Genomic DNA, 24369 nt, shown 5'->3' on the forward strand with positions numbered 1-24369 from the left:
AAAAATTTCGATTATGAATACTTCTGAACTAAAATTAGATTTGATAAAATATATTTCTAATATTGAAGACATACAAATATTAGAACGATTGAAACAATTTCTTGAAGTTAACAAAATTTCTGAAAATGTTAGAGTTTTTACGCCAGAGCAACAAGCGAGGGTTAATCGCGCTTTGGAACAGTATAAAAATGGCGAATGTATTTCTAACGAAGAAGCTGAAAAAGAAATTCAACAATGGTTAGAAGATTAATTTGGTCTATCGAAGCTCGCAATTCGAGAAAAAGCATTTTTGAATATTGGAATAATAGAAATAAATCAAAAGTTTACAGCAGAAAGCTCAATTTACTCTTTACAGAAAATCTAGCAATTGTATTGAAGCTTCCTGAATTTGGAATTTCGACTACAACCACTGATATTAAATTTATTATTGTTAGTCATTTTGAGATAGTTTATAAAATTACCGAGACAGAAATTGTTGTTATCGACGTTTGGGATACACGTCAAAACCCAGAAAATTTTCTTAAAACCTAACAAATATCATTTCTCGCAAGCAAATTTTACTTCAAATTTGCATCTTGAAAATAACAAACATGAAAAAATATTTCCCCTCAATTACAAAAACCGCTTTAATTTTAGTCTATTTAGTTATCGTTGCCGGTGCCGTTGTTAGAATGTCAGGTTCAGGAATGGGTTGTCCAGACTGGCCGAAATGCTTTGGATATTATATACCGCCGACTGATATTTCTGAATTAACTTGGACTCCTAATCGAGATTTTGAAAAAGGCCAAGTTATTATTCGTGGCGAAAAACTTTTGGTCGCACAAGATAATTTTAATTCTGGCAAAACTTTTGACGAAAGTCATTGGCAAACTTACACGAAACACGATTATGCGAGCTTTAACCCCACGCACACTTGGGTAGAGTATATTAATCGTTTGTTTGGTGCTTTGGCTGGTTTGGCGTGTTTTGCGATGGCCATTGCTTCTTTTTCGTATTGGAAACAAAACAAAAAAATCACATTGCCTTCTTGGCTGGTGGTTTTTATGATGGGATTTCAGGCTTGGCTTGGCGCAACGGTGGTTTATTCGGTTTTAAATCCGGTTAAGATTACCGTTCACATGGTGATGGCTTTGGTGATTGTCTGTGTGATTTTATACATTTTGCATTTGGCAAAGCCAAAAATAAACACTTCCTTAAAATTCGATAAAGTATTTGATAGCGTGATGATTATCTCGTTAATTTTGACTTTGACCCAAATCATTTTAGGAACCCAAGTCCGTCAATACGTAGATGAACAAGTGAAAATTGTGGGTTATGACGGAATGGCAAAAATCTTGGAAGACCCAATTATCGGGTTTTATTTCCACAGAACTTTTTCTTTTGTGGTTTTGGCCATCAACGTGATTTTGATTACGAGAAACCGAAAATTACAACTAGGTTTCAAGAAAATCAATTGGGTTTTATGGCTTTTGGCAATTGAAATTTTATCCGGAATATCAATGTATTGGTACGATTTTCCTTTTGGTAGCCAAACGATTCACTTGGTTATCGCATCACTTTTATTCGGAACGCAATTTTATTTGATTTTAGAAAGCAAGCAGGCCGAAAAACGAATCGTGTAACTAATATCGAAAATGCTGTAACACAAAGCTCTTTTAATTTTGGTAATTTTACAATACTATTAATTACAAAAAATAATTGTTATGCCGAATTCAACTGAAATTAAAGGAAACTGGAACGAGTTTAAAGGAAAATTAAAGCAAAAATTTGCTGAATTAACTGACGACGATTTGCTATACGAAGAAGGAAAAGAAGATGAACTTTGGGGAAAAATCCAGCAAAAAACTGGAAAAACCGAAAAAGAAATCAAATCTCTTTTTGAGTAAATGAAAATATATCTGAATCCATCTTTATTGAACCTTTCAACCGAAAATACTACTTTAAATGAGTACTACCTGTTGAAAAACTAAACTAAAATGCATTCATTTTTAGAACTGTTTCATAAGTCTTATCAATTTTGATAACTTTTGAAACAGTTTTTTTTTATCCAATCCAAGTCTTGAAATCGTTTACTCTTTCTCGGCTCACGATGACTTCGTCTTCTTTATACGTTGGCAAAATTACTTTCAAACGAGAATTGCTGTACACCACAATATCACGAATCCCTTTCATCGGAATAATGAATTTTCTGCTCACGCGGAAGAAATCTTTTGGGTCTAATTCCACTTCCAATTGTTCCAAAGTTCCGTCTAAAAGATAATCACGATTGTCTAAAGTGTGAAGATACGTTCCTTTGTTTTCGCTATAAAAACACTCGACCTCAGCAATATTTATCATCTTTAAATGCTGTCCGGTTTTAATTGTAAAACGCTTTTTATAGGTTTTAACTTCTGGATTAACGAGCATTTTTTTGATAGTTTCAAAATCTAAAGACAATGGTTCCGCTTTTGGCTGACGCGCTTTAAATTTGTTTACGGCAACTTCCAAATCATCTTCATCAATCGGTTTCAAAAGATAATCGATACTGTTCAATTTAAAAGCTCGCAACGCATATTCGTCATACGCAGTCGTGAAAATTATCGCACTTTTGATATCAACAGCATCAAAAATTTCAAAAGATAATCCGTCAGAAAGTTGGATGTCTAAAAATATCAAATCTGGATGCGAATTATTTTGGAACCAATTAATCGCCTCTTCCACTGAATGCAAAAGCATGGTGATTTGAAAACCTAATTTTTCAACTTTACGCTGTAATAATCGTGCAGATGGTTTTTCGTCTTCGATGATGATGATGGTCATTTTTTGATTTTTGATTTAAGATTCTTGATTTATGATTCCATGGCGCGTTTAGATTTCTGATTAAAGTCTATTGAGTTTAGGCTTACAAACTCCTAAATCAAAAATCTTAAATTACTTACTCCCACTTATTAGCTTTCTCTTTTTCCATAATTTCTCTAATTTTCTTTTCTTCCCAATCATTTCCGAGGAAAAACCCTGGTCCGAAAACACTCAAGGCGTGAAATGCCACCCCAATTCCCCAGAAAAAAGCAGTTGAAAAAGTGCCGAAAGTAAGGAATTTTTCTCCAGGTTCAAGGCTGAAATATTGTAAAAAAATTAAAAATAAATTTACTAAAACATACACCATAAAGTGTTTGTAAAATCCTGAAATTGCTTTCACGCGTTTCTTTGCTCTTTCAAATTTTTGCTTTTGGATTTCAGTTAAATTTTCCATAATTGATTGATTTATTGTTGATTGAACTTGTTTTGCTTTTGTCTTTCTTCTTCTATAAATTGCTTCAGTTTTTGCTCTTCCCAACGTTTTGGAAAAAATGGATTCACTTGAAAAGCTTCCATTCCGTGTGCTAAAAGTCCTGTTCCCCAACCCAACATTGAAAACCAAAACCATTGAAATTCTGGCTCATACGCTAAGTTTACAAAAATTAAAATTGGAATCACGATGCAATAACACATCAAATTAAAGTAAAAGGCACGAATGTTTTTAGCTTTCTTTTTTGCCTGTTCATACTTTTTTTTCTCTGTAGTAAAATCTTCCATAGTCGTCATAATTAGTTCCATTTATCAGATTTATCTTTGTCCAATAACTCTTGAATTTTCTTTTCTTCCCAATTGCTTCCAAGGAACGGCATGTAATTGAAAACCGACATTCCGTGAATAACTACACCAATTCCCCAGCCAATTGCTGGATAAAAAAACCACAAATACTTTGGATACGTTACCAAATTTAAAATCGCCAATCCCGAAATTATGATGACATACATCGTCAAATTTCCATAAAATCCTTTCAAATCTTCCACCCTTTTCTGAGCTTTCAGATAAATATTTTGTTCGTCGTTATAACTTGTTTCCATAATTGAAATTTGTTTTGTTAACATCGGAATTTCTACTCTAAAATGTTCCTCTGTTTGTTCTATTCTTACTTTTTTATTCGTGATAATTGAATATCTGTCCACAATATTTTGAAGTCCTACACCTCTTCTGTCCTGCAAAACTTCCTTCTTTTGATAATCATTTTCGATGACCAAATAATCGCCTTTTTCATAAATTCTAATGTGTAAAGGCTTGCTTTCACTGGCTATGTTATGTTTTACCGTGTTTTCTAAAAGCAATTGTAATGATAACGGAACCACCTTTGCTTCTGGATTTTGCGTTTCTGCGACTTCATAAAAAACGCTGTTTTCAAAACGCATTTTCAGCAAATTCATATACGTTTTGGCAAACGATAATTCTTCTTCAACGCTCACCAAATCTTTGTCTTTTTGTTCCAAAACATAACGATAAACCTTTGATAACGAAGACGTAAATCGTTGCGCATTATCAGGATTTTCTTCAATTAAAGACGAAAGAACGTTTAAACTATTGAACAAAAAATGCGGGTCGATTTGGTTCTTTAAGCTTTCAAATTTAGCCGAAGCCGTTCCTGCAATAATTTTCTGTTCTTTGACTTTATTTTCCTGAGATTTCTTGTAGAAATAAATTAGGTGGAAAAACATCGAAACGACCATTGCAATTGCCGTGGAAATCACATAATTCTTTGGTTCTTCTTCACTGATAAATTTGGCTAATGAAATTCCTTCTAAAACTATTTTGATAAAAAATCGCAGAAAAAAGATTCCGACTACTGTCAAAAAAATGCTTCCGAAAACACCGATTGCGATTCTAAATTTTTTGCTTTTATCCCAAACCACTTCGTGATTCAGATAGTCAAAAAACATTCCGTTGATAAGTGTCAGCGTCACGCCATACAGGCAATAATACCCAATTTCTCTGAAAAAATCTTCATTAAAATATATGGTTCTCCCAAAAACAATTTCTAAAAAAATGAAAAAAGAAGCGATAGCAAGGCTAATGATAATGCCTCGAGAAAACGATTTTAAAAAATATTGGATGACTTTTTGCATTTTTTGTTCTTGCTAAATTTTTATTGAAAACTGGCTTCTGAAAACCGCTTACTTATTACATTCTTTCTGCGCTTCCACTGCTCTTTCCAATCCCCATTTTGGGTGGAAAACGGTTTCGGGTTTAAAAGTAGCAAAAAGTTCAATTGATTTATTGATTTGCTCGCACATCGGTTTTGTATCGCCACCAAAATATCTGGCTCCGCCGATTTCAAATTCTGCTTTTCCAAAAACCGCTCTAGGATTTTTTGGGTCTAAGGCAATTGCTCTATTGTAAATTTCAACTGTTTTCGCAGACAGTTTCATTCCGTTTGTCATCGGATCCGCCACAATCCACGCCGTGTTTATCATCGCTTGAGCTACTAAAAGTTCTGAATTATCAGCACGTTTTGCTGTTTCAGTATCTAAAGCAGTTTGTGCTTTCAATAATAATCCTGTGATTTGATTTTTGTCTTTTGTCTGGAAAGCGTCGATGGTATTTATTAATGCCACATAATAATTTGGAAGCCAATTGTCTTTTTCTGCCGAAGCAATTCTTTCAAACATGGACGAAGCTTCTGTGTTTTTTCCTTCGTCCCAAAGTTTGAAGGCTTTTTGCATTCCGGTTTCATATTGGCTTTGCGCCGAAACTAATGTCGAAAGAAATAATACGAATGTTACGATAATTTTTGTCATAATTTCTGATTTTTAGGTTGGTTGATTTTTACTGTTGGTTTTTGATGATGATTGAAATTCAATTTGTTTCTGATTTCTTTGGCAAATTTCCGTCATAAATACTTTGTATAAAAAAGCGTTTGACTGAACTGTTGATTTTATAGGATGAATTGCTTTTTTAAGGTGCTAAGGTTGAAAGTTGCTAAGGCGCTGAGGCAGAACTTAGAAACTTAGCGCCTTAGAAACTTCTTTACAAATTATTCAACTGATTGTTCTTTTTATTATCGCTAATCGTCCAAAAGAAGCCTACAAAAAAGAATCTGTCCGCCGGTTGTGTAACCGCTTGTCTTTGAAATTGTCCGCTGGCATCTGGATTGTTTGCGTATTCATAGCCAAAAATATTATCGGTTCCCAAGACATTTGAAACAGAAACATACAGGATTTTTTGCTGTGAAATCAAATACGCCCAATTAAAACTCAAATTGTTGTACGATTTTGTTTTTCCGTTCATAAAAGCCGTTTCGTTCGGATTATTATAAGGTCGTCCCGAATTAAAACTGTGCGTAAAACCAACTTGCGAGCGCCAATCATTTATCCAATATTTAGTCACAATTGACAGCGAATGGTTTGCGACAAAGCTTGGCGTCACTTGTTTTGGGTAATTTTTGTAATCTCTTTCGGTATCAATATAAGAATACGAAATCCAATATTCCAGGTTTTTTATTGAAGAGTTGTCTCTCCAGTAAAAATCCAAACCTTTGGCAAAACCGCTTCCATTATTGTTGAATTTCGAATCAAATTGCGAAACCGGCGTGTCATATTTCACCAAATTTTGGTAATCTTTAAAATAAGCTTCGGCGATGAACGTTCTTCCGCTTTTATTGAGTTGGTAATTTAAGATGTAGTGCGTGGCTTTTTCACTCTGAAATTGGTCAGAATATTTTAAGTATTCTTGTTTTGGCGATTGTACAAAATCTCCGTAGGCCAACGAAAACTGGCTGTTTTTAGAGATTTTATAACCTAAAGAAACTCTCGGAGAAACATTTGCTTCTTCAAACAAATCAGTATAAGAACCTCGAATTCCTGCTTTTAAAGCCAAGTTTTTCGAAAAGAAAACATCAGCTTCGGAGTAAATTCCGGCAATGTTATTTGTGTATCCTGAAGAAAAAGTGGTTCCTAAGTTTTCGGTAAAATCTTCATCAAATTTGGTCAAAAAATAATCGGCTCCAGCGCTGATTTGAAATCTTTCAGAAACCTTCTTTTTTACTTTCAATTTCAAATGTGTGGCGTGCTCTGAGTTTTTTATATTGTCCAAATCCAACCCAATTTTATTTTGGGAATAACCATAACTCAAGCCTGTTGTCAACTGATAATTGCTTCCAAAATAACCTTTATAGGAGGAATTTACGTAGAGATTATTGTTTTTCACATCGACTCTAAATTTTTCAGTTTGATTGATATTTTTTTGATTTAAGTCAAAATTTGAAGCATCGAAAGCGATGTATGTTTTCAAAATTCCGTTGTTAAATTTATATCTGTAAACCGTTTCCCCAGAAACTGATTCATACGGTTTATTCCAATCCACAGCTTGCGGAACAAGAACCTGATACGGCGCCAAATTCATATAAGAAGCATTAAAACTAACCGAACTTTTCTCCCATTTTTTAGTTTTGCTCAAGCCTAAACCAACACTCATTAAGGAAATATCCGTTCTATTTTCAGTTGGTTCTTCGATGGTACTCAAAAGCAAAACGCTTGACAAAGCCTCGCCATATTCAGCCGAATAACCGCCTGTTGAAAACGCAATTCCGCTGAAAAGAAATGGCGAAAAACGTCCGCGAGTAGGCAAATTATTAGCAGTCGCGCCATAAGGTTGCGCCACGCGAAGCCCGTCAACATAGGTCTGCGCTTCGTCTGCTTCACCACCGCGCACAAAAAGTCGGCCGTCTTCGCCCACGGTTTGCGTTCCTGGCAAAGTCAAAAGCGCTCCAACAATATTTCCGGTCGCACCAGCGGTTGTCACAATATCCAGCGGTTTTAAAACCGAAACTCGCGCCTTGTCGCCAGATTCCATCATTCCAGCGGTGATGGTAACGGCGTCTAAAGTATTGACAGATTCCTTTAATTTTATTGTTTGATTTTTAAAATCTTCTACTGTAATTTCTTGCTTAAAATTTTCAAAAGTAAGCGAAGTGATGACCAAAATTTGTCTTCCAGAAGTTGAAGTTTCAAAGCTGAAGTTTCCGTTTTCATCAGAAGAATCTCCGTCATAAGTTCCTTCGATAAAAACATTGGCATCAGAAATTTCTTTTCCTTTTTCATCAGTAATTTTTCCTGAAATCGTCTTTTGGGAAAAACAGAATTGGAAAAAAATTAGGAATAAAAGAGTAAAAATTGGTTTCATAAGTTGCTATTTTGATGAAGCAAATTTGCGATGATTAAATCAAGGAAAATAAATATGTTTACTGAACTGTATTTTTTTTAGGATGAATTGCAATTATTACATAAATGTACTAATTTGGCTAAAATTAACTTATTTTGTAATGAAAAAACTTACCACAATTTTGTTGTTATTCGTCACACTTCTTTCTTATTCTCAAATTAATTTTGAAAACGGATATATTATCGGAAACGACGGAATCAAAAAAGAGGTTTTAATAAGAAATGTAGGTTGGAAAAATAATCCTTCTGAAATTGAATTTAAAATTTCGGAAGAAAGTAAGTCGGAAAAATTGGATATTGCATCAATAAAAGAATTTAGCGTAAATGACAGTTATAAATTCAAGAGATTTACCACAAATATTGACTATTCGAGCAGGAATGCGAACGACTTAAGCGAAAGTGCAAATCCTGAATGGAAAAAACAAACCGTTTTGTTGAAACTTTTAGTGGAAGGAGAATTGAATCTTTATCAATATGAAAACGGAAATTTGGTGAGATATTTAATAAGTTCTGGCAATCATGAAACCGCAGAACAGCTGATTTATCGTCAATATAACAACGTATCGACTCAAATTAAAACAGATTACAGCTTTAGAAATCAACTTTATACATCTATGAAATCTGCGAATTTTAAATCAGATGATTTTCGGAAAATTGACTATAAAAAAGCTGATTTGACCGCAATATTTTTAAAATATAATCAAGCGAAAACTGAGACTTTTACAGATCATACAATAAAGCAGAACAAAAGCACTTTACATTTAAAAGCAGTGGCTGGCGTCAACATGACTTCGGTTGAATTCAGTAACGGTTCTAATAACTCCCATTTTGAATTTGACACAAAAGCGGCTTTAAAAGTTGGCCTCGAATTGGAAGCAATTTTGCCTTTCAACAATAAAAAATGGTCGTTATTTCTTCAACCAAATTTTCAACAGTATAAAGCCGAGGGAAAAACAAAAACTGTTACTACAAAAATTGATTATAAATTCATCGAAATCCCGATTGGTGCGCGACACTATTTTTTCTTGAGCGACAAGTCAAAATTGTCATTAGATGCTGGATATTCACTTTCATTTGCGATGGATTCTTACATGAAATATGGAACTTTGGAAACACCCTTAAAAAAATCAAGCAACTATTTTGTTGGGATGGGATTCGATTATGAATCTTACGGAATTGAAGCCCGATATGGTTTTGAACGCGGATTGACCAAAAATAGTTTTTATATGGGCGACCATAAAAGCATTGGAATTGCCTTAAAATACACATTCTTGTAAAAAATTATAAATAAGGAAATCATAATTTCTTTTACATCGGCTCAAAATAATGTAACTTTAAAATAAAATTTATTTTTGTTTTAAACGAGCGAGCTATGAAAATTCCAGCACAATATCTTCCGGTGATGCCTTATTTGATTCTAAACAAGGCGAACGATTTCCTTGATTTTGCAAAAGCCGTTTTCAACGCAAAAGAGCAATTACTGGTTCCAAGGGGCGATAAATCGATCATGCACGGCGAAATAAAAATTGGTGATGCTGTAATTATGATCGCGCAATCGACAGAACATTGGCACCAAAAAACGGCTGGAATGTTTATTTATGTCGAAAATGTAGACGATACTTATAACTTTGCAATTCAAAAAGGTTCTAAAAGTTTGCAAAAACCAGTGCAACAAGATTATGGATACGCAGCCGGTTTCGAAGATCCATTTGGGAATCAGTGGTGGATTAATCAGGCTTTAGCGTAAGAATTTCACAAGACCCAAAACCCTAAACCAAACAATGCTCAACATCAATAAAATCCATCATATTGCGATAATCTGTTCTGATTATGAAGTTTCAAAACATTTCTATACTAAAATTCTCGGTTTTGAAATCGTGGCAGAAACATTTAGAGAAGCTAGAGATTCTTATAAACTAGACCTCGCCGTAAACGGAATTTATGCAATCGAATTATTTTCGTTCCCAAATCCGCCGAAACGGACTTCACGCCCGGAAGCCAGCGGATTAAGACATCTCGCTTTTGAAGTCAATGATATCAAAGCAACGGAACGTTATTTAAAAGATAACGACTTAAATCCAGAACCCATTCGAATTGATGAATTTACAGGTAAGAAATTTACTTTTATTGCTGATCCAAATGATTTACCGATTGAATTTTATGAAGCTTAACAAAGAGTATTGAAACTTTAGAGAGGATTTCTTCGTAGTTAAATTTATGCAGCATCTTAAATCTCTTTATATTCTTTCACTTTCTCTAATTTCTAGTCTTTCGTTTGCACAAAAGATAGAAAATACGGCTTCATTCAGAGATGTGAAAAGCGACAATTATTTTAGGTTTCACTATGACAATGATTATTTTACTGCAACCGATCGATTTTATACCCAAGGTTATACTTTTGAATTGACTTCTCCTCGATTGGCAAAAAATCCGGTGAATTTTATCTTCTTGAAAAGTAAAAACAGTGCTGACAAATTCGGACTTTCTTTAGAACATATCGGTTTCGCTCCTACAACCATTAAATCGGATGAAATTTTATATGGAGATCGTCCTTTCGCCGCAGCAATTTTTTTGAAGAGTTTTAAAATCGCAACTGACACAATAAACAAAACCCGAATTGAATCGTCTTTAAGTATCGGAATTATTGGTCCGGGCGCATTTGGATATGAAATGCAGAAAGGAATTCACGAGTGGATTGGCGACGAAATTCCGATGGGCTGGCAACACCAAATCAAAAATGATATGGTTTTAAATTACAATCTCACGCATGAAAAAGAATTGGCTCGGTTCAAAGATTATTTTGCCTTAAATTCTCACCTGACGGCAAGACTTGGAAGTTTAAACACCAATGCTTCCGTGGGATTTTCGGCAACTTTAGGTTTGATAAATTCTCCGTTTACATCGACTTACGACAAAAATAAATTCCAAATTTATATGTATTCACAACCTCTGGCAAATTTCATTGGTTATGATGCTTCGTTGCAAGGAGGCTTATTTAATCAATCGAGTCCTTATACAATTCCTGATTCTGACATCGAAAGAATTACGTTGCAGAACAACTTTGGAATCGTGATGCAATGGAGAAGTTTGTATTTAGAATATTCGAGAGTGTTATTGACCAGAGAATTTGAAACCAGCAAATCCCACAAATGGGGCGGATTTAGAATTGGTTTTAAGCTTTGAGCGAATGCAAAATAGACAGCAGATCGCAGATTTTAAATTTAAAATATTTTGTTTTTAAGTAAACAAAAAAAATCTGCGAATCAACAGTAAAAACTCCTCTATATAAAATTCCGAGAATGCAAAATCTAAAATTCGGAATTTATATTTTACCTTTGCCCTTTCAAAAAAACAAAAAAGATGATTTATAAATTCAGGGCGATTCTTGATGCCGAAGAAGATGTTTTCAGAGATATCGCGATAGATGAGAATGATACTTTAGAAGATTTGCACAATGCGATTGTCAATGCTTTTGGTTTCGACGGAATGGAAGTGGCTTCATTTTATACCAGCGACGAAACTTGGAACCAAGAAGAAGAAATCCCGATGTTTGACACCGGAGACATTCCTGGCGAGCAACGAACTATGGCTGATTATATTCTGAATTCTATTTTGGATGACGAAAATACTAAGATTATATATGTTTATGATTTCATCAATATGTGGACATTTTTAGTAGAATTGGCTGCGATTGAAGAACACGAACCGGGACAAACGTATCCGCAGGTTTTGTTTTCAATAGGAGAACTTCCGGCAGAAGCACCAGATAAAGATTTCAGCGATACGGCAGGAAACGATTTTGATTTCGATGAAGATGACTACGACGAAGACGATTTAGACATGCTTGACGGAGGCGATAATTTTGAAGATTACGGCTTCGAGGAAAACTGGAATTAAAGGAAAATGTTCTGAGGGAAAAAGATGCTGAGGCGCTAAGTTTTTTAGCTTACACTTAGAATATTTCCAGAATTAAAACTTATCAACATAAAATTTTTGAACCAAGAAAGAAACCTATTTTTGTTTTTTTCTTGGTTCTTTTATCTCATAAAACTAACAAACTATGATTAATTTATTCAACACCCACATCGAAACTCTTAGCGTTCACAGAGTTGGGAATAAAAGCCGTAACGAGGCCTTCTTTTTATCAGATTCAAAATACAGCTTGAATGATGAAATTATGCCACTTTTAAAGGAATTTTTCTTTAAATCTTTTCGTGAAAAAGAAGAGAATTATTATCAATTTGCGCACGATGTAGATTTAGATTATAATGAAATGTACAAGTTTGCTTCTGAGGTTTTCGCAAATCCTGATAAAGCGCACGAGATTTCAAAAAACATCACAAAACATTTGTTTGAGCAGTCAAATCATCCGCATATTAAAAACGGAGAAGTTTATGTGACGTATTTGACGAACTTAAGCATCGATAACAATGTTGTTGACGCAATTGGAGTTTTTAAAAGTGAATTACAGTCTGATTTCTTGCAATTTGAAGAAAAAGACAGCAACCTTGAAATGATTTTGCAACAAGGAATCAACCTGAATAAATTAGACAAAGGTTGTTTGATTTTTAACTACAAAAAAGAAGAAGGTTACAAGATTTTGACTGTTGACAGCAACCGTTATGACGCAAGATATTGGTTGGAACATTTCCTTTCTGTGGATGCTTTTCAAGACGAAAACTTTATCACAAAGAAATATTTGAAATTCTGCCAAGACTTTGCAAAAGACGTGGTTCTTCCGGCAGAAGACAAAAAAGAAGAAGTTATGTTCATGAATCGTGCAGTAAATCATTTTGCTAAAAACGATGAATTTGTAGAGCAAAATTTCTTAAACGAAGTCATTGACAATCCAGATTTGATGTCTGAATTTAAGAATTATAAAGTGGACAAAGGCGAAAAATATAGCATTGAAGACGTCACTACTTTCCCAATTGCAAATGCGGCGGTTTCTGATGCCAGAAAGAAAATTAAAAACGTAATTAATTTAGATACAAATATCCAAATCAAACTCGATTTCATCAATCCAGAAAGTGCTGAAAAGTACGTGGAAAAAGGCTGGGATGAAGAAAAACAGATGTACTATTACTTGGTTTACTTCAATAAAGAACAAAAATCATAAAAGTTTAAAAGTTTAAAAATCAATCCTCAATTGCAATTGTAATTGAGGATTTTTTATTTTTAGTAACTTTATCGGTAACAAAAAACTTATTAATTCGTCATACTATAAACCAAACCTCAACAACCTTGGAAACAATACTTAAAATTGAAAATCTTTATAAAAATTATGGCGCTGTTAAAGCCGTAAAAAATGTTTCTCTTGAAATTAAAAAAGGAAACGTTTACGGAATTTTAGGTCCGAATGGTAGTGGAAAATCTACAACTTTGGGAATCGTCTTAAATGTAGTCAACAAAACTTCTGGTGATTACAGCTGGTTTGGCGGTTCGATGGAAACGCATGAAGCTTTAAAAAAAGTAGGCGCGATTATCGAAAGGCCAAATTTCTATCCGTATATGACTGCGGAACAAAACCTGAAATTAGTCTGCAAAATCAAAGGAACCAATTATTCTAAAATTGAAGAAAAGCTGAAAATCGTTGGCCTTTATGAACGAAAAGACAGCAAATTCAGAACCTTTTCTTTGGGAATGAAACAACGATTGGCGATCGCTTCTGCACTTTTGAATGATCCAGAAATCTTGATTTTAGACGAACCTACAAATGGTTTAGACCCACAAGGAATTCGCCAAATTCGTGATATTATTAATTTGATTACTTCTGAAGGAACTACGATTTTACTGGCTTCGCATCTTTTAGACGAGGTAGAAAAAGTATGTTCGCACGTTTTGATTTTAAGAAAAGGAGAAATTTTATATTCGGGAGAAGTTGGCGGGATGAATTCGCAAGACGGATTTTTTGAATTGATTTCAGATGATTTGTCTGAATTGAAAATAGCTTTGGAACAAAATCCATCGATTGAAAAAATTACGGAAGAAAACGGAAAACTTACCGCTTTTGCAAACACAAATCTAGAAGCTTCTGAATTAAATCGATATTTGGCTTCTAAAAATATTTACCTGAAACATCTTGTAAAACGCAAACACAGTCTTGAAGAGCAATTTTTAGAATTGACCAAAAACCAATAGCACCAAAACCAATTTTTCATTCCAATTTCTTTGGATAATTTCAACCAAAATGAAACGTTTACTTTCTATAGAATTACAAAAACTGTGGCAAAACAGAGCAAGTCGCATCTTGATTTTGACCTATTTTATACTTTTGTCATCCATCGCATTAATTTCTTCGATCAACTTTAAATTTATTGGCGTTGATTTTCGTTTGGCCGATATGGGAATTTACAATTTTCCGTTTATTTGGCATTTTAATACTTACATGGCTGCGATGCTTAAATTTTTCTTGGCCATAATCATCGTTTCAATGATGGCAAACGAATACAGCAACGGAACTTTAAAACAAAACTTAATCGACGGACTGAACAAGAAAGAATTCATTATGTCGAAGTTTTTGACAGTCGTTTTATTCGCTTTAATTTCAACAGTTTACATTTTCATACTGACTTTAATCTTGGGTTACAGCTTTTCATCATACAATGAAACTGAAATCGTTTTTATGGATTTGGAGTATATTTTTGCTTACTTTTTAAAATTAACAGCCTTCTTTTCTTTCTGTTTATTCTTAGGAATTTTGGTAAAACGTTCCGCTTTTGCTTTAGGATTTCTATTCGTGTGGTTTATTTTCGAATGTATTTTAATTTATATGGTTAGAATCCCAAAGATGATTTATGACTTATTACCGCTTGAAGCGATGTATCGATTAATCAGTCAGCCATTTACAAGATTCAAATTATACCAAAATATTGAAAGTCAGGTTTCTGGCGCAACTGAAATCAGAGATTATGAAGTTCATTTATCCACAATTATAACGGTATCTGTTTGGATCGTTATTTTTATGTTAATGTCATATAAAATTCTGAAAAAACGAGATTTATAGTATCTTTGCCGATGCTATGAAGATGATAAAGACTCCCCTATTTATTTTTTTACTATTGTGCTTTTCGACAGCTTTAAAAGCACAATATATCCAAGTTAACGACAGTTACACCGCACAGCAACTTGTTGAAGATGTTTTAATTAACAGTAGTTGTGCTTCGGTTTCTAATATTTCTGTAAACGGATTTAATTTTGGTGATGGAAAAAGTTATGGAAGATTTTCTGGTGACGCAACTACTTTTCCGTTTCAAGATGGAATCATTTTAAGCACTGGAAAAGCGATTTCTGCAAAAGGTCCAAATTCAAATACTTTGAGCGAAGGTCCCACAAGTTGGCTTGGCGATTCAGACCTTGAAAACGCATTGTCAATAGGGAATTCTTCAGTAAACGCTACGATTTTAGAATTTGACTTTTTGCCATTGGGCGATAAAATCAGTTTTGACTATATTTTTTCTTCAGAACAATACCTTTCAAATCCAAGCTCTAACCAATGTAATTACACGGATGGATTTGTATTTTTATTAAAAGAAGCGAACACTTCAAATGCTTATCAAAATTTGGCGGTTGTACCGGGAACAAATATTCCGATAAAATCAAATACCGTTCGCGGTCCCGGAACCATTTGTCCGCCCGCGAATGCACAGTATTTTGATGCTTTTAATGAGTACCAACATCCCACGAATTTTAATGGACAAACAAAGGTTTTAACAGCGCAATCTGCTGTCGTTCCTGGAACTTTGTACCACATAAAATTGGTTGTTGCTGACCAAGGAAATAATTTATACGACTCGGCTATATTTTTAGGCGCGGGCAGTTTTAGAATCGAAAAAGATTTGGGTCCAGATCGTCTTTTTGCTACCGCAAATCCTCTTTGCCCAGATGAAATTACGGTTTTAGACGCAACTACAACAAATGCAATAGGTTACACTTGGTACAAAGACAACGTATTGCAACCAGAAACAACACCCACATTTACGGTAACGGAGCAAGGCATTTATTCTGTCGAGATTTCGCTCAGTGGCAGTTGTACTTCAAGTGGCGAAATATCTATCGAATATGCTTTAAGTCCAAATCAAATTAACACACAACTTGTTCAATGTGATGAAGATAACGACGGATTGGCTTTTTTCAATTTAAATCAAGCAACTAGCGCTCTGACAGAAAATGACGACGATCTTACGGCAACTTACTTTTTAACAGAAGGAGCCGCAGAAATCGGAACTACTCCAATTACCAATTCGTCTAATTTTGAAAACACACAGGCTGTTGTGTATGCGAGAATAGAAAATAGATTTGGCTGTTTTATCGTTTCAGAATTGACTTTGGCGGTTTCAAATAATGCGATTGCAGATCCCGATAATTTACAAACTTGTGATGTTGACGCAAATCCCTCAGACGGAATTTCTACTTTTAATTTAGAAGAAACAGAGGCTGAAATTTTAGCCAATCTTCCGGGCGGAAATGTGGTTTATTACACTTCATCTTCAGACGCACTTTTAGGGTTAAACCCAATTACAAATCCAACGAACTTTCAAAATACAATTGCATTCCAACAAACGATTTATGCCAAATTAAGTAGCGGAATTGATTGTTATGGAATTGCAGAATTTGATGTTATCGTAAACTCCTTTCAAGGAAGTTTTGATGATGTGGAAAGAAATATTTGTTTAGGAAATTCAATCCAATTAAATGCTGGTTCTGGTTTTTCAAGCTATTCTTGGAGTACAAATCCTGTTCAAAGTTCGCAAATTATTACGATTTCAAATGCAGGAACTTACATCGTGACGGTTTCAAATACTTTTGGCTGTACGACCACCAAAAAATTTATTGTGACCGCTTCAAGTATTGCAGAAGTTGCTTCAGTTTCAATAAATGATTTTAACGGTGGCAATAATTCTGCAACGATAAATCTTTCCGAAAACAGCATCGGAAACTACGGATATTCACTTGACGGAGTCAATTATCAAGTTAGTCCGACTTTCTCAAATTTAGCACCTGGAGAATATACCGCTTACATCAATGAAGAAAATTGCGGTCAGATTTCTTATGATTTTTATGTGATGGATTATCCAAAATTCTTCACTCCAAACCAAGACGGAATGAACGATATTTGGAGGATTCCCTTTTTGCAATTTCAACCGAGAGCAAAGGTTGCGATTTTCGACCGATATGGAAAATTAGTACATTTTTTCACTGGAAATCAACCGGGATGGGATGGAACTTTCAATGGAAAAAATCTGTTCGCGACAGACTATTGGTTTGTAATAACTTTAGAAAACGGCAGAGAAATTAAAGGACACTTCTCACTTCTGAGATAATTGCATATCTTTGAATTTCAATTCTTAGGTTATGAAATTCAATTGGTTATTTTTGTTCTTATTTCTTTCTATAAAATCGTTTTCTCAGGGAGAAGCATCCAATTGGTTTTTTGGCAGTCGCGCCGGAATTAAATTCAATGCTGACAACACAATAACGGTTTTATCGACGAATCCAAACCCCATCGGAATCAACACAAACGAAGGTTGTAGCTCATTTTCTGACTCTAACGGAAATTTACTTTTATATACTGACGGAAGAACAGTTTGGGATAAAAATCACCTAATTATGCCTAACGGCAATTATGAATTTGGAACCGGACTTTTAGGCGATCCTTCAAGCACACAATCCGGAATTATCATTCCAAATCCGGCAAATCCAAATATCTATTATGTATTTACTGTTGACGAGCCGCATCAATCAAATGCAGCCGTTTATCCAGCACAATTCTCTGGAACTTATAGCGAATCAAACGGTTCTACACAGACAATTCCTGATGCTGATGATGGTTACAATAATGGCTTAAATTATTCAATAGTTGATGTTTCGGTTATTGGTTCCAATGGAAGTGTTGGCGATGTAACAATACGAAATACGCACTTGGTTACTTATGATCCAAATCCAACGGGACAAGAAATTAAATATAAAAGTTCTGAAAAAATTACAGCTGTAAAAGCACAAAACGGACTTGGTTACTGGGTTATCACACATTTTACAGATAAGTTTTATGCTTTTAAAATTGATGAAAATGGCGTGAATCCAACTCCGGTAATTTCTCAAAATATTCCAATGGTTCCAATTTCCGGCTACCGAAGAAATGCTATCGGACAATTAAAAGCATCTCCCGACGGAAAAAAAATTGCAATCGCACACAACCAAATCGGAACGCAAACTGGTGGATCATCAAGCAATGGAACCGTTTATTTGTATGATTTCAACAACCAAACCGGCGTTGTCAGCAATCCTGTTTTGGTCATGCAAAATCAAAATCCGTATGGAGTTGAATTTTCTGCAGAAGTAAAAAAATTATATGTTTCAACCAATAATTCTGTAGTTCAGTTTAACTTAGAAAGTAGCGATATCAGTGCTTCTTCGGTTGTTGTATCCGGGAAATCTAATGGTTCTTTGCAGTTGGGACCAAACAAAAAAATATACAAAGCAAATATCAACTCGAACAACGATGCGACTTTAGACGCAATCAACAATCCCGAATTAGATGGCGCCGCTTGCGGTTATCAAGAGCAAGCAGTTTCATTGGGAACCGGAATTTCAAGATTTGGGCTTCCTCCTTTTATTACATCGGTATTCAGCTCAACAATTACCGCCCGAAATCTATGTCTGGGAGATGCGACTATTTTTGAAGTTGACACAAACGGAACAATTGACAGCATTGTTTGGGATTTTGGCGATGGAAGTCCTACAACAAATTCCGTTGCTCCAAATCACATTTATAGCGCAACCGGAAATTATAACGTAACCGTTACTATCGTTGTTGAAGGAACACCAATTACCAATTCAAAAAGTATAATTATTAGTGCGTTGCCCGACGCTTTTCCCGCAACTTTGGTACAATGCAGTCCAACGTCGGCAGAAACGAATATTCCCTTTAATCTTTTGCAAGCAAATAGCGTTTTAACAGGCGGAAATCTCTCAATGAATGTCACCTATTTCTTGTCACAACCAAACGCCGTTGATGGAATTAATCAACTGACAGCCAACTATTCAAACATTTCAAACCCGCAACAAATTACGGCAAAAATCACTGATCCTGTAACCGGATGTTACTCTTTGACGACGTTAGATTTAAACGTAAATCCAGCAAATAATCCCGAAATTATTCTTAGAAAATGCGATGATTCTGTCGAGGATGGAATTACTCAATTTCAGCTTTCAGACGCACAAATCTCTGGATTTCCTGCAACAGCATCAATCAGTTATTACACAACATTAAACAATGCATTTCTAGAAACAAATGCGATCAGCAGTTTGTTCACAAATACGATCGCAGACACGCAAACCGTTTACGCAAGAGTTGAAGAAAATAACGAATGTGAAGGCATTTTTCCTATAAAATTGATCGTTGACAAATTACCGCAAATCGAACTTCAAGACACCAAGTATGTCTGCACCAATCTTCCAACCCAATTCACAACTTTAACCGCTGGATTATTACAAGGAAACATTTCGAATTTTGACTTTGAATGGTCAACTGGCGCAACGACTCCTACGATTTTAGTAAATCAACCTGGAAATTATACCGTAAAAGTCATCAACCAATTTGGCTGTGAAAAAACGCGAACAATTACCGTTTTGCCTTCGAATAATGCTACAATTGAAAACGTGCAAATCATTGATTTGACCCAAAATAATACCGTAACCGTTTTGTTGAATTCGCAGAGCATCGGCGATTATTTATATTCGCTTGATTTACCAAACGGACCTTTTCAGGAATCGAATCATTTTGAAAGTGTAACGGCTGGTTTCCACACGGTTTATGTGTATGACACGCGCGGTTGTGGCACGAGCAAAGAAAATATTTCGGTACTGGAAATTCCAAAATTCTTTACGCCAAATCAAGACGGCTCAAATGACACTTGGAATATTATTGGAATGAACGCCTCATTTTACGCAAATTCTAAAATCTATATTTTTGATAGATTCGGGAAACTTTTAGCCGATGTTGACCCAAAATCTCCAGGCTGGAACGGCGTTTACAACGGCCACAATTTGCCTTCTACTGATTATTGGTATTTGGTCACTCTTGAAAACGGAAGAACCGTCAGAGGCCATTTCAGCTTGATTCGCTAAGATTTTTACTTGAAACAGGAAACAAAATTACCTTTTGGAATCGTCGTCCGGCTTTTCGGTTGTATCTTTTTAATGCCGAACCCCGGCATTTAAAAAGGATGCCACCTGCAATCCGGGTTATGGAGAAAGGTGGGTTCTTTTTTGCCAACTTTTGGACCAATTGAAATCGAAATTGATTGTCGATATTCTTTGTCTTCACGCTTTGTAACCACAAACTGAATAACTAGCCCTGATTGAAACGGAAAGCCTTTTTCTAAAAACAGCTATTTTTTGCTGATGAAGAAGAGCGACCAGAGGAAGCTCCTTTTTCTTCTTGCAAAAAAAGGTGTTTTAGAAAAAGCTTGCAGGGAAAAGCAGGAATAGCTTCAAATAAAAAAAGCCACTCTTTTCAGAATGGCTTTGTTTATAGTTGAAAATATCTTAGAATTTAAAACGTTTTCTTTCAGTTTCAGTCAAATAAATCTTTCTTATACGGATTGATTTTGGTGTAACTTCAACATATTCATCTTTTTGAATGTACTCTAAAGCTTCTTCAAGAGAGAAAATGATTGGCGGGATGATTCTCGCTTTTTCATCGTTTCCAGAAGAACGAACGTTAGATTGTTTTTTCTCTTTCGTTACGTTTACAGACATATCATCTGCACGAGAGTTTTCTCCAATTACTTGACCTTCATAGATTTCTGAATTTGGCTCAATAAAGAATTTACCACGATCTTGCAATTTATCGATAGAATATGGAATCGCTTTTCCTTTTTCCATAGAGATCAAAGAACCTTTGTTACGTCCAGCGATTTCGCCTTTGTAAGGTTCGTATCCGATGAAACGGTGTGCCATGATAGCTTCACCAGCAGTTGCAGTCAAAAGTTGATTTCTCAATCCGATGATTCCACGTGATGGAATGTTGAATTTAACAATCATACGGTCACCTTTAGTTTCCATAGAAAGCATTTCACCTTTACGCATTGTAACGAATTCAACTGCTCTACCTGAAAGAGATTCTGGTAAATCAATTGTCAATTCTTCAATTGGCTCACATTTTTGACCATCAATTTCTTTGATAATTACTTGTGGCTGACCAATTTGCAATTCATATCCTTCTCTTCTCATTGTTTCAATAAGAACAGATAAGTGAAGTACACCACGACCAAAAACCATAAATTTATCAGCAGAATCAGTTTCACCTAACTTCATCGCTAAGTTTTTCTCTAATTCTTTTGTCAAACGTTCTCTAATGTGACGTGAAGTTACAAATTTACCTTCTTTACCAAAGAAAGGTGAATCGTTGATTGTGAACAACATACTCATTGTTGGCTCATCAATTGCGATTGTTTGCAAACCTTCTGGGTTTTCGAAATCAGCGATAGTATCTCCAATTTCAAAACCTTCAACACCAATGATTGCACAGATATCTCCAGCAATTACTTGCGGTACTTTTTTACGTCCAAGTCCTTCAAATGTGTGAAGTTCTTTGATACGTGATTTTACTACAGTACCGTCTCTTTTTACCAAAGAGATTGGCATTCCTTCGTTAAGAACTCCTCTTTCAAGACGACCGATTGCGATACGACCTGTAAAAGCTGAGAAATCTAAAGATGTAATCAACATTTGTGGCGTTCCTTCACCAACATTTGGAGCTGGAACATTTTTGATTACCATATCTAATAATGGCTCGATATTTTCAGTTTGGTTTCTCCAATCATCTGACATCCAGTTGTTTTTTGCAGAACCGTAAACAGTTGGAAAATCCAATTGCTCTTCAGTTGCTCCAAGTTCAAACATCAAGTCAAAAACTTTTTCATGAACTTCTTCTGGCGTACAGTTTTCTTTATCTACTTTATTGATTACAACGCAAGGTTTCAAACCAAGATCCAACGCTTTTTGTAAAACGAAACGAGTCTGTGGCATTGGTCCTTCAAAAGCATCTACCAAAAGGCAAACACCATCGGCCATGTTCAATACACGTTCTACTTCTCCACCGAAATCCGCGTGACCAGGAGTATCGATAATGTTGATTTTTGTTCCTTTATAAACTACAGATACGTTTTTTGAAGTAATTGTAATACCTCTTTCACGCTCTAAATCGTTGTTGTCAAGAATTAAGTCTCCCGTGTTTTCGTTGTCACGGAAAAGTTGACAATGGTACATAATTTTATCAACCAAAGTAGTTTTACCGTGATCGACGTGGGCAATAATTGCAATGTTTCTGATAGATTCCATTCGATTTTTTTAGAAGCTGCAAATGTACACTTTATTTTGATATAAAAAATGTTTTTTCTGAAGGACTTAACTTATTCATAATAAGCAGTTAACTTATTGAATAGATATTGGCTGTAATGAACTATTTTTAACGTAAATAATCTGAACAAAACAGACTTTTATTTATATTTACGGAAGAAGAATTTCCCCTTTTAAAATGCTCAGAACTTCAAATAAAATAATTGCAATCTACTTGACCATCGGAATCTTATGGATTTTGATCAGTGATCGGTCGTTTGAATATTTTGGAATTGGGGACGATTCTCTTGTTTTTCAAACACTTAAAGGAATTGGATTTATTTTAGTATCAGGGTTTATCTTTTGGCTGATGTTGAAAAAATACGAAGATAAAAACGAAAAATACCTGAACCGACTTAAAAATATTACCGAAGATTTAAGGCATTCTAACGATCGTTACACGGTTGTGACAAAAGCAACGAACAATATTATCTGGGATTTTGATTTCAAGAAAGAGCAAGTGCTTTGGAGTGAAGCTTTAACGAGACTGATGGGTTATCAACAACGCGTGAACCACAGCAACTGGTGGACAGAAAAAATTCATCCGGAGGATCGCGAGCGTGTAACAACGAAATTCGATGCGTTTATCGAAAGCGCAGAAAAAGAAAATTGGTCTGACGAATATCGAATTATTACAGAATCTGGCGAGACAAAATATATGTTTGACCGCGGTTACCTTTTATTCAACAAAAAAGGGAAACCAATACGCATGATTGGCTCGATGGAAGATATTTCTGACCGAAAAGAATATGAAAATCATCTGGAAGAACTGAATTCCCAAATTAATAAACGGGTTCAAGAGCTTGCGATTTCAAATGCTGAATTAGAGCAATTTGCTTACGTTGCATCACACGATTTACAGGAACCGCTGAGAATGGTGACGCGTTTTTTATCAGAAATTGAACGAAAATACAATGACCAGCTCGACGAAAAAGGAAAAGAATATATTCATTATGCCGTTGATGGCGCCCAAAGAATGCGAATCTTAATTCTGGATCTGCTCGAATATTCTAAAATTGGAAAATTTGACCAAAGGAAGGAAAACATTGATATGAATCTTCTTTTGGAAGAAATTACGCTTTATAATGAGTTGGCCTTGAAAGAAAATAACGCGACACTAATTTGGAAAAATTTACCAACGATAAATTGTCGCAGAACACCAATTCAGCTCGTTTTGCAGAATTTGATCGGAAATTCTATCAAATACCACAAATTAGAAAAACCTACAACGATTGAAATTTCATATACCGATTTAGGAACCAAATGGCAATTTTGCGTTAGCGACGATGGGATTGGTATAAATCCTATATTTTTTGACAAGATTTTTGTCATTTTTCAACGACTGCATCCAAAGCAAGAATACTCTGGAACCGGTATCGGACTTGCTATTTGTAGGAAAATTATAGAAACTCAAGGAGGAAAAATCTGGGTGAATTCAGAAGAAGGAAAAGGAAGCCAATTTTATTTTACAGTTAGCAAATAGTTTTGCTATATTTGTTAAACCCAAATCATTTTGCCCAATGAAATCAATTCATATATTATTAATTGAAGACAATGAAGGCGACATCCTACTAACCGAAGAAGCGCTCTTGATCAGCAAAATCAAGAATGTGGTTTCTGTTGTACGTGATGGATGGGAAGCTATGCTTTTCCTGGAGAAAAAAGAAAAATATACCACTGCTGAAACTCCAGACCTGATATTACTTGACGTGAATATTCCAAAGCTGAATGGCCACGAAGTTTTATTAAGGATAAAATCAAATCCCCAAATTCAACATATCCCCGTAATTATGCTTACAACCTCCTCTTCTGAACAAGATGTGCTAAAAAGCTACCAGAACCACGTGAATTGCTTCATCACAAAACCGGTTGAAACCACTAAATTTCTAGAGGTCATCACCAGCATTGAAGATTTCTGGATATCAATTGTTCAATTGCCAAAAAAACCATAACA

Annotated in this window: 23 protein-coding genes; 16 read left to right on the forward strand and 7 right to left on the reverse strand. The window is 35.0% G+C overall.

What is annotated here, in order from left to right; all coding sequences use genetic code 11:
• The first annotated feature begins 13 nt into the window (after positions 1-13).
• From ACFPVY_RS14570 to ACFPVY_RS14585, 4 genes are all read left to right on the forward strand, one after another.
• The gene (locus ACFPVY_RS14570) at positions 14-250 is read left to right on the forward strand and encodes a hypothetical protein (RefSeq protein WP_379792859.1); all 237 of its coding nucleotides are present in this window, start codon (positions 14-16) and stop codon (positions 248-250) included.
• Complete coding sequence (locus tag ACFPVY_RS14575) at positions 235-531, forward strand: type II toxin-antitoxin system RelE/ParE family toxin (RefSeq protein WP_379792860.1); 297 nt, start codon at positions 235-237, stop codon at positions 529-531. Before ACFPVY_RS14570 ends, ACFPVY_RS14575 begins: the two co-directional genes overlap by 16 nt.
• Positions 532-590: 59 nt before the next feature.
• Positions 591-1622 (forward strand): COX15/CtaA family protein, encoded by a 1032-nt coding sequence (locus tag ACFPVY_RS14580; protein ID WP_379792861.1) that lies wholly within the window; start codon positions 591-593, stop codon positions 1620-1622.
• Between the two features lie 81 nt (positions 1623-1703).
• On the forward strand, positions 1704-1886 hold the full coding sequence (locus ACFPVY_RS14585) for a CsbD family protein (RefSeq protein WP_379792862.1): 183 nt from the start codon (positions 1704-1706) through the stop codon (positions 1884-1886).
• A 157-nt stretch (positions 1887-2043) separates the two neighbouring features.
• Here the strand turns inward: ACFPVY_RS14585 and ACFPVY_RS14590 are convergent, their stop codons facing one another.
• From ACFPVY_RS14590 to ACFPVY_RS14615, 6 genes are all read right to left on the reverse strand, one after another.
• The gene (locus ACFPVY_RS14590) at positions 2044-2799 is read right to left on the reverse strand and encodes a LytR/AlgR family response regulator transcription factor (protein WP_379792863.1); all 756 of its coding nucleotides are present in this window, start codon (positions 2797-2799) and stop codon (positions 2044-2046) included.
• A gap of 115 nt (positions 2800-2914) precedes the next feature.
• A complete protein-coding gene (locus ACFPVY_RS14595; RefSeq protein ID WP_379792864.1) occupies positions 2915-3232 on the reverse strand; it encodes a 2TM domain-containing protein in 318 nt (105 codons plus the stop codon).
• An 11-nt stretch (positions 3233-3243) separates the two neighbouring features.
• Positions 3244-3576 (reverse strand): 2TM domain-containing protein, encoded by a 333-nt coding sequence (locus ACFPVY_RS14600; protein ID WP_379792865.1) that lies wholly within the window; start codon positions 3574-3576, stop codon positions 3244-3246.
• Positions 3567-4919 (reverse strand): 2TM domain-containing protein, encoded by a 1353-nt coding sequence (locus ACFPVY_RS14605; protein WP_379792866.1) that lies wholly within the window; start codon positions 4917-4919, stop codon positions 3567-3569. The genes ACFPVY_RS14600 and ACFPVY_RS14605 overlap by 10 nt, the downstream gene beginning before the upstream one ends.
• Positions 4920-4967: 48 nt before the next feature.
• Positions 4968-5591, reverse strand: a complete 624-nt coding sequence (locus ACFPVY_RS14610) for a hypothetical protein (protein ID WP_379792867.1) — start codon at positions 5589-5591, stop codon at positions 4968-4970.
• Between the two features lie 229 nt (positions 5592-5820).
• A complete protein-coding gene (locus tag ACFPVY_RS14615) occupies positions 5821-7974 on the reverse strand; it encodes a TonB-dependent receptor (protein ID WP_379792868.1) in 2154 nt (717 codons plus the stop codon).
• 139 nt (positions 7975-8113) lie between these two features.
• Here ACFPVY_RS14615 and ACFPVY_RS14620 point away from each other — a divergent pair, with 139 nt between their 5' ends.
• The 10 genes from ACFPVY_RS14620 (at position 8114) to ACFPVY_RS14665 (ending at position 20141) form a co-directional block, all read left to right on the forward strand.
• Entirely contained in the window at positions 8114-9289 is a 1176-nt protein-coding gene (locus tag ACFPVY_RS14620; protein ID WP_379792869.1) for an outer membrane beta-barrel protein, read from the forward strand.
• Positions 9290-9384: 95 nt separating this feature from the next.
• Positions 9385-9759, forward strand: a complete 375-nt coding sequence (locus ACFPVY_RS14625) for a VOC family protein (RefSeq protein WP_379792870.1) — start codon at positions 9385-9387, stop codon at positions 9757-9759.
• Between the two features lie 34 nt (positions 9760-9793).
• Positions 9794-10183 (forward strand): SMU1112c/YaeR family gloxylase I-like metalloprotein, encoded by a 390-nt coding sequence (gene gloA2, locus ACFPVY_RS14630; RefSeq protein WP_379792871.1) that lies wholly within the window; start codon positions 9794-9796, stop codon positions 10181-10183.
• A 46-nt stretch (positions 10184-10229) separates the two neighbouring features.
• Positions 10230-11195 (forward strand): lipid A deacylase LpxR family protein, encoded by a 966-nt coding sequence (locus ACFPVY_RS14635; RefSeq protein WP_379792872.1) that lies wholly within the window; start codon positions 10230-10232, stop codon positions 11193-11195.
• 177 nt (positions 11196-11372) lie between these two features.
• On the forward strand, positions 11373-11909 hold the full coding sequence (locus tag ACFPVY_RS14640) for an IS1096 element passenger TnpR family protein (RefSeq protein ID WP_379792873.1): 537 nt from the start codon (positions 11373-11375) through the stop codon (positions 11907-11909).
• 163 nt (positions 11910-12072) lie between these two features.
• Positions 12073-13131: a nucleoid-associated protein gene (locus ACFPVY_RS14645; RefSeq protein WP_379792874.1), complete on the forward strand. Its 1059-nt coding sequence runs from the start codon at positions 12073-12075 to the stop codon at positions 13129-13131.
• A gap of 125 nt (positions 13132-13256) precedes the next feature.
• Positions 13257-14153: an ABC transporter ATP-binding protein gene (locus tag ACFPVY_RS14650; RefSeq protein ID WP_379792875.1), complete on the forward strand. Its 897-nt coding sequence runs from the start codon at positions 13257-13259 to the stop codon at positions 14151-14153.
• 49 nt (positions 14154-14202) lie between these two features.
• Positions 14203-15018: an ABC transporter permease gene (locus ACFPVY_RS14655; protein ID WP_379792876.1), complete on the forward strand. Its 816-nt coding sequence runs from the start codon at positions 14203-14205 to the stop codon at positions 15016-15018.
• 22 nt (positions 15019-15040) lie between these two features.
• Entirely contained in the window at positions 15041-17335 is a 2295-nt protein-coding gene (locus tag ACFPVY_RS14660; protein ID WP_379792877.1) for a T9SS type B sorting domain-containing protein, read from the forward strand.
• A gap of 31 nt (positions 17336-17366) precedes the next feature.
• Positions 17367-20141, forward strand: coding sequence for a T9SS type B sorting domain-containing protein (locus tag ACFPVY_RS14665; RefSeq protein ID WP_379792878.1), 2775 nt, complete (start codon positions 17367-17369; stop codon positions 20139-20141).
• Between the two features lie 420 nt (positions 20142-20561).
• Here ACFPVY_RS14665 and typA read toward each other — a convergent pair whose 3' ends face one another.
• Positions 20562-22358: a translational GTPase TypA gene (gene typA / locus ACFPVY_RS14670; RefSeq protein ID WP_379792879.1), complete on the reverse strand. Its 1797-nt coding sequence runs from the start codon at positions 22356-22358 to the stop codon at positions 20562-20564.
• A 196-nt stretch (positions 22359-22554) separates the two neighbouring features.
• On the opposite strand from typA, the gene ACFPVY_RS14675 reads away from it, so the two are divergent.
• Both ACFPVY_RS14675 and ACFPVY_RS14680 read left to right on the forward strand, forming a co-directional pair.
• Positions 22555-23898 (forward strand): sensor histidine kinase, encoded by a 1344-nt coding sequence (locus tag ACFPVY_RS14675; RefSeq protein WP_379792880.1) that lies wholly within the window; start codon positions 22555-22557, stop codon positions 23896-23898.
• Positions 23899-23935: 37 nt separating this feature from the next.
• Positions 23936-24367 carry a response regulator gene (locus tag ACFPVY_RS14680; protein WP_379792881.1) on the forward strand — a complete coding sequence of 144 codons (432 nt, stop codon included), beginning with the start codon at positions 23936-23938 and terminating at the stop codon, positions 24365-24367.
• The last annotated feature ends 2 nt before the right edge of the window (positions 24368-24369 follow it).

Origin of the sequence: Flavobacterium qiangtangense (assembly GCF_042658345.1) — a bacterium.
In the GTDB taxonomy this organism is placed as follows: domain Bacteria; phylum Bacteroidota; class Bacteroidia; order Flavobacteriales; family Flavobacteriaceae; genus Flavobacterium; species Flavobacterium qiangtangense.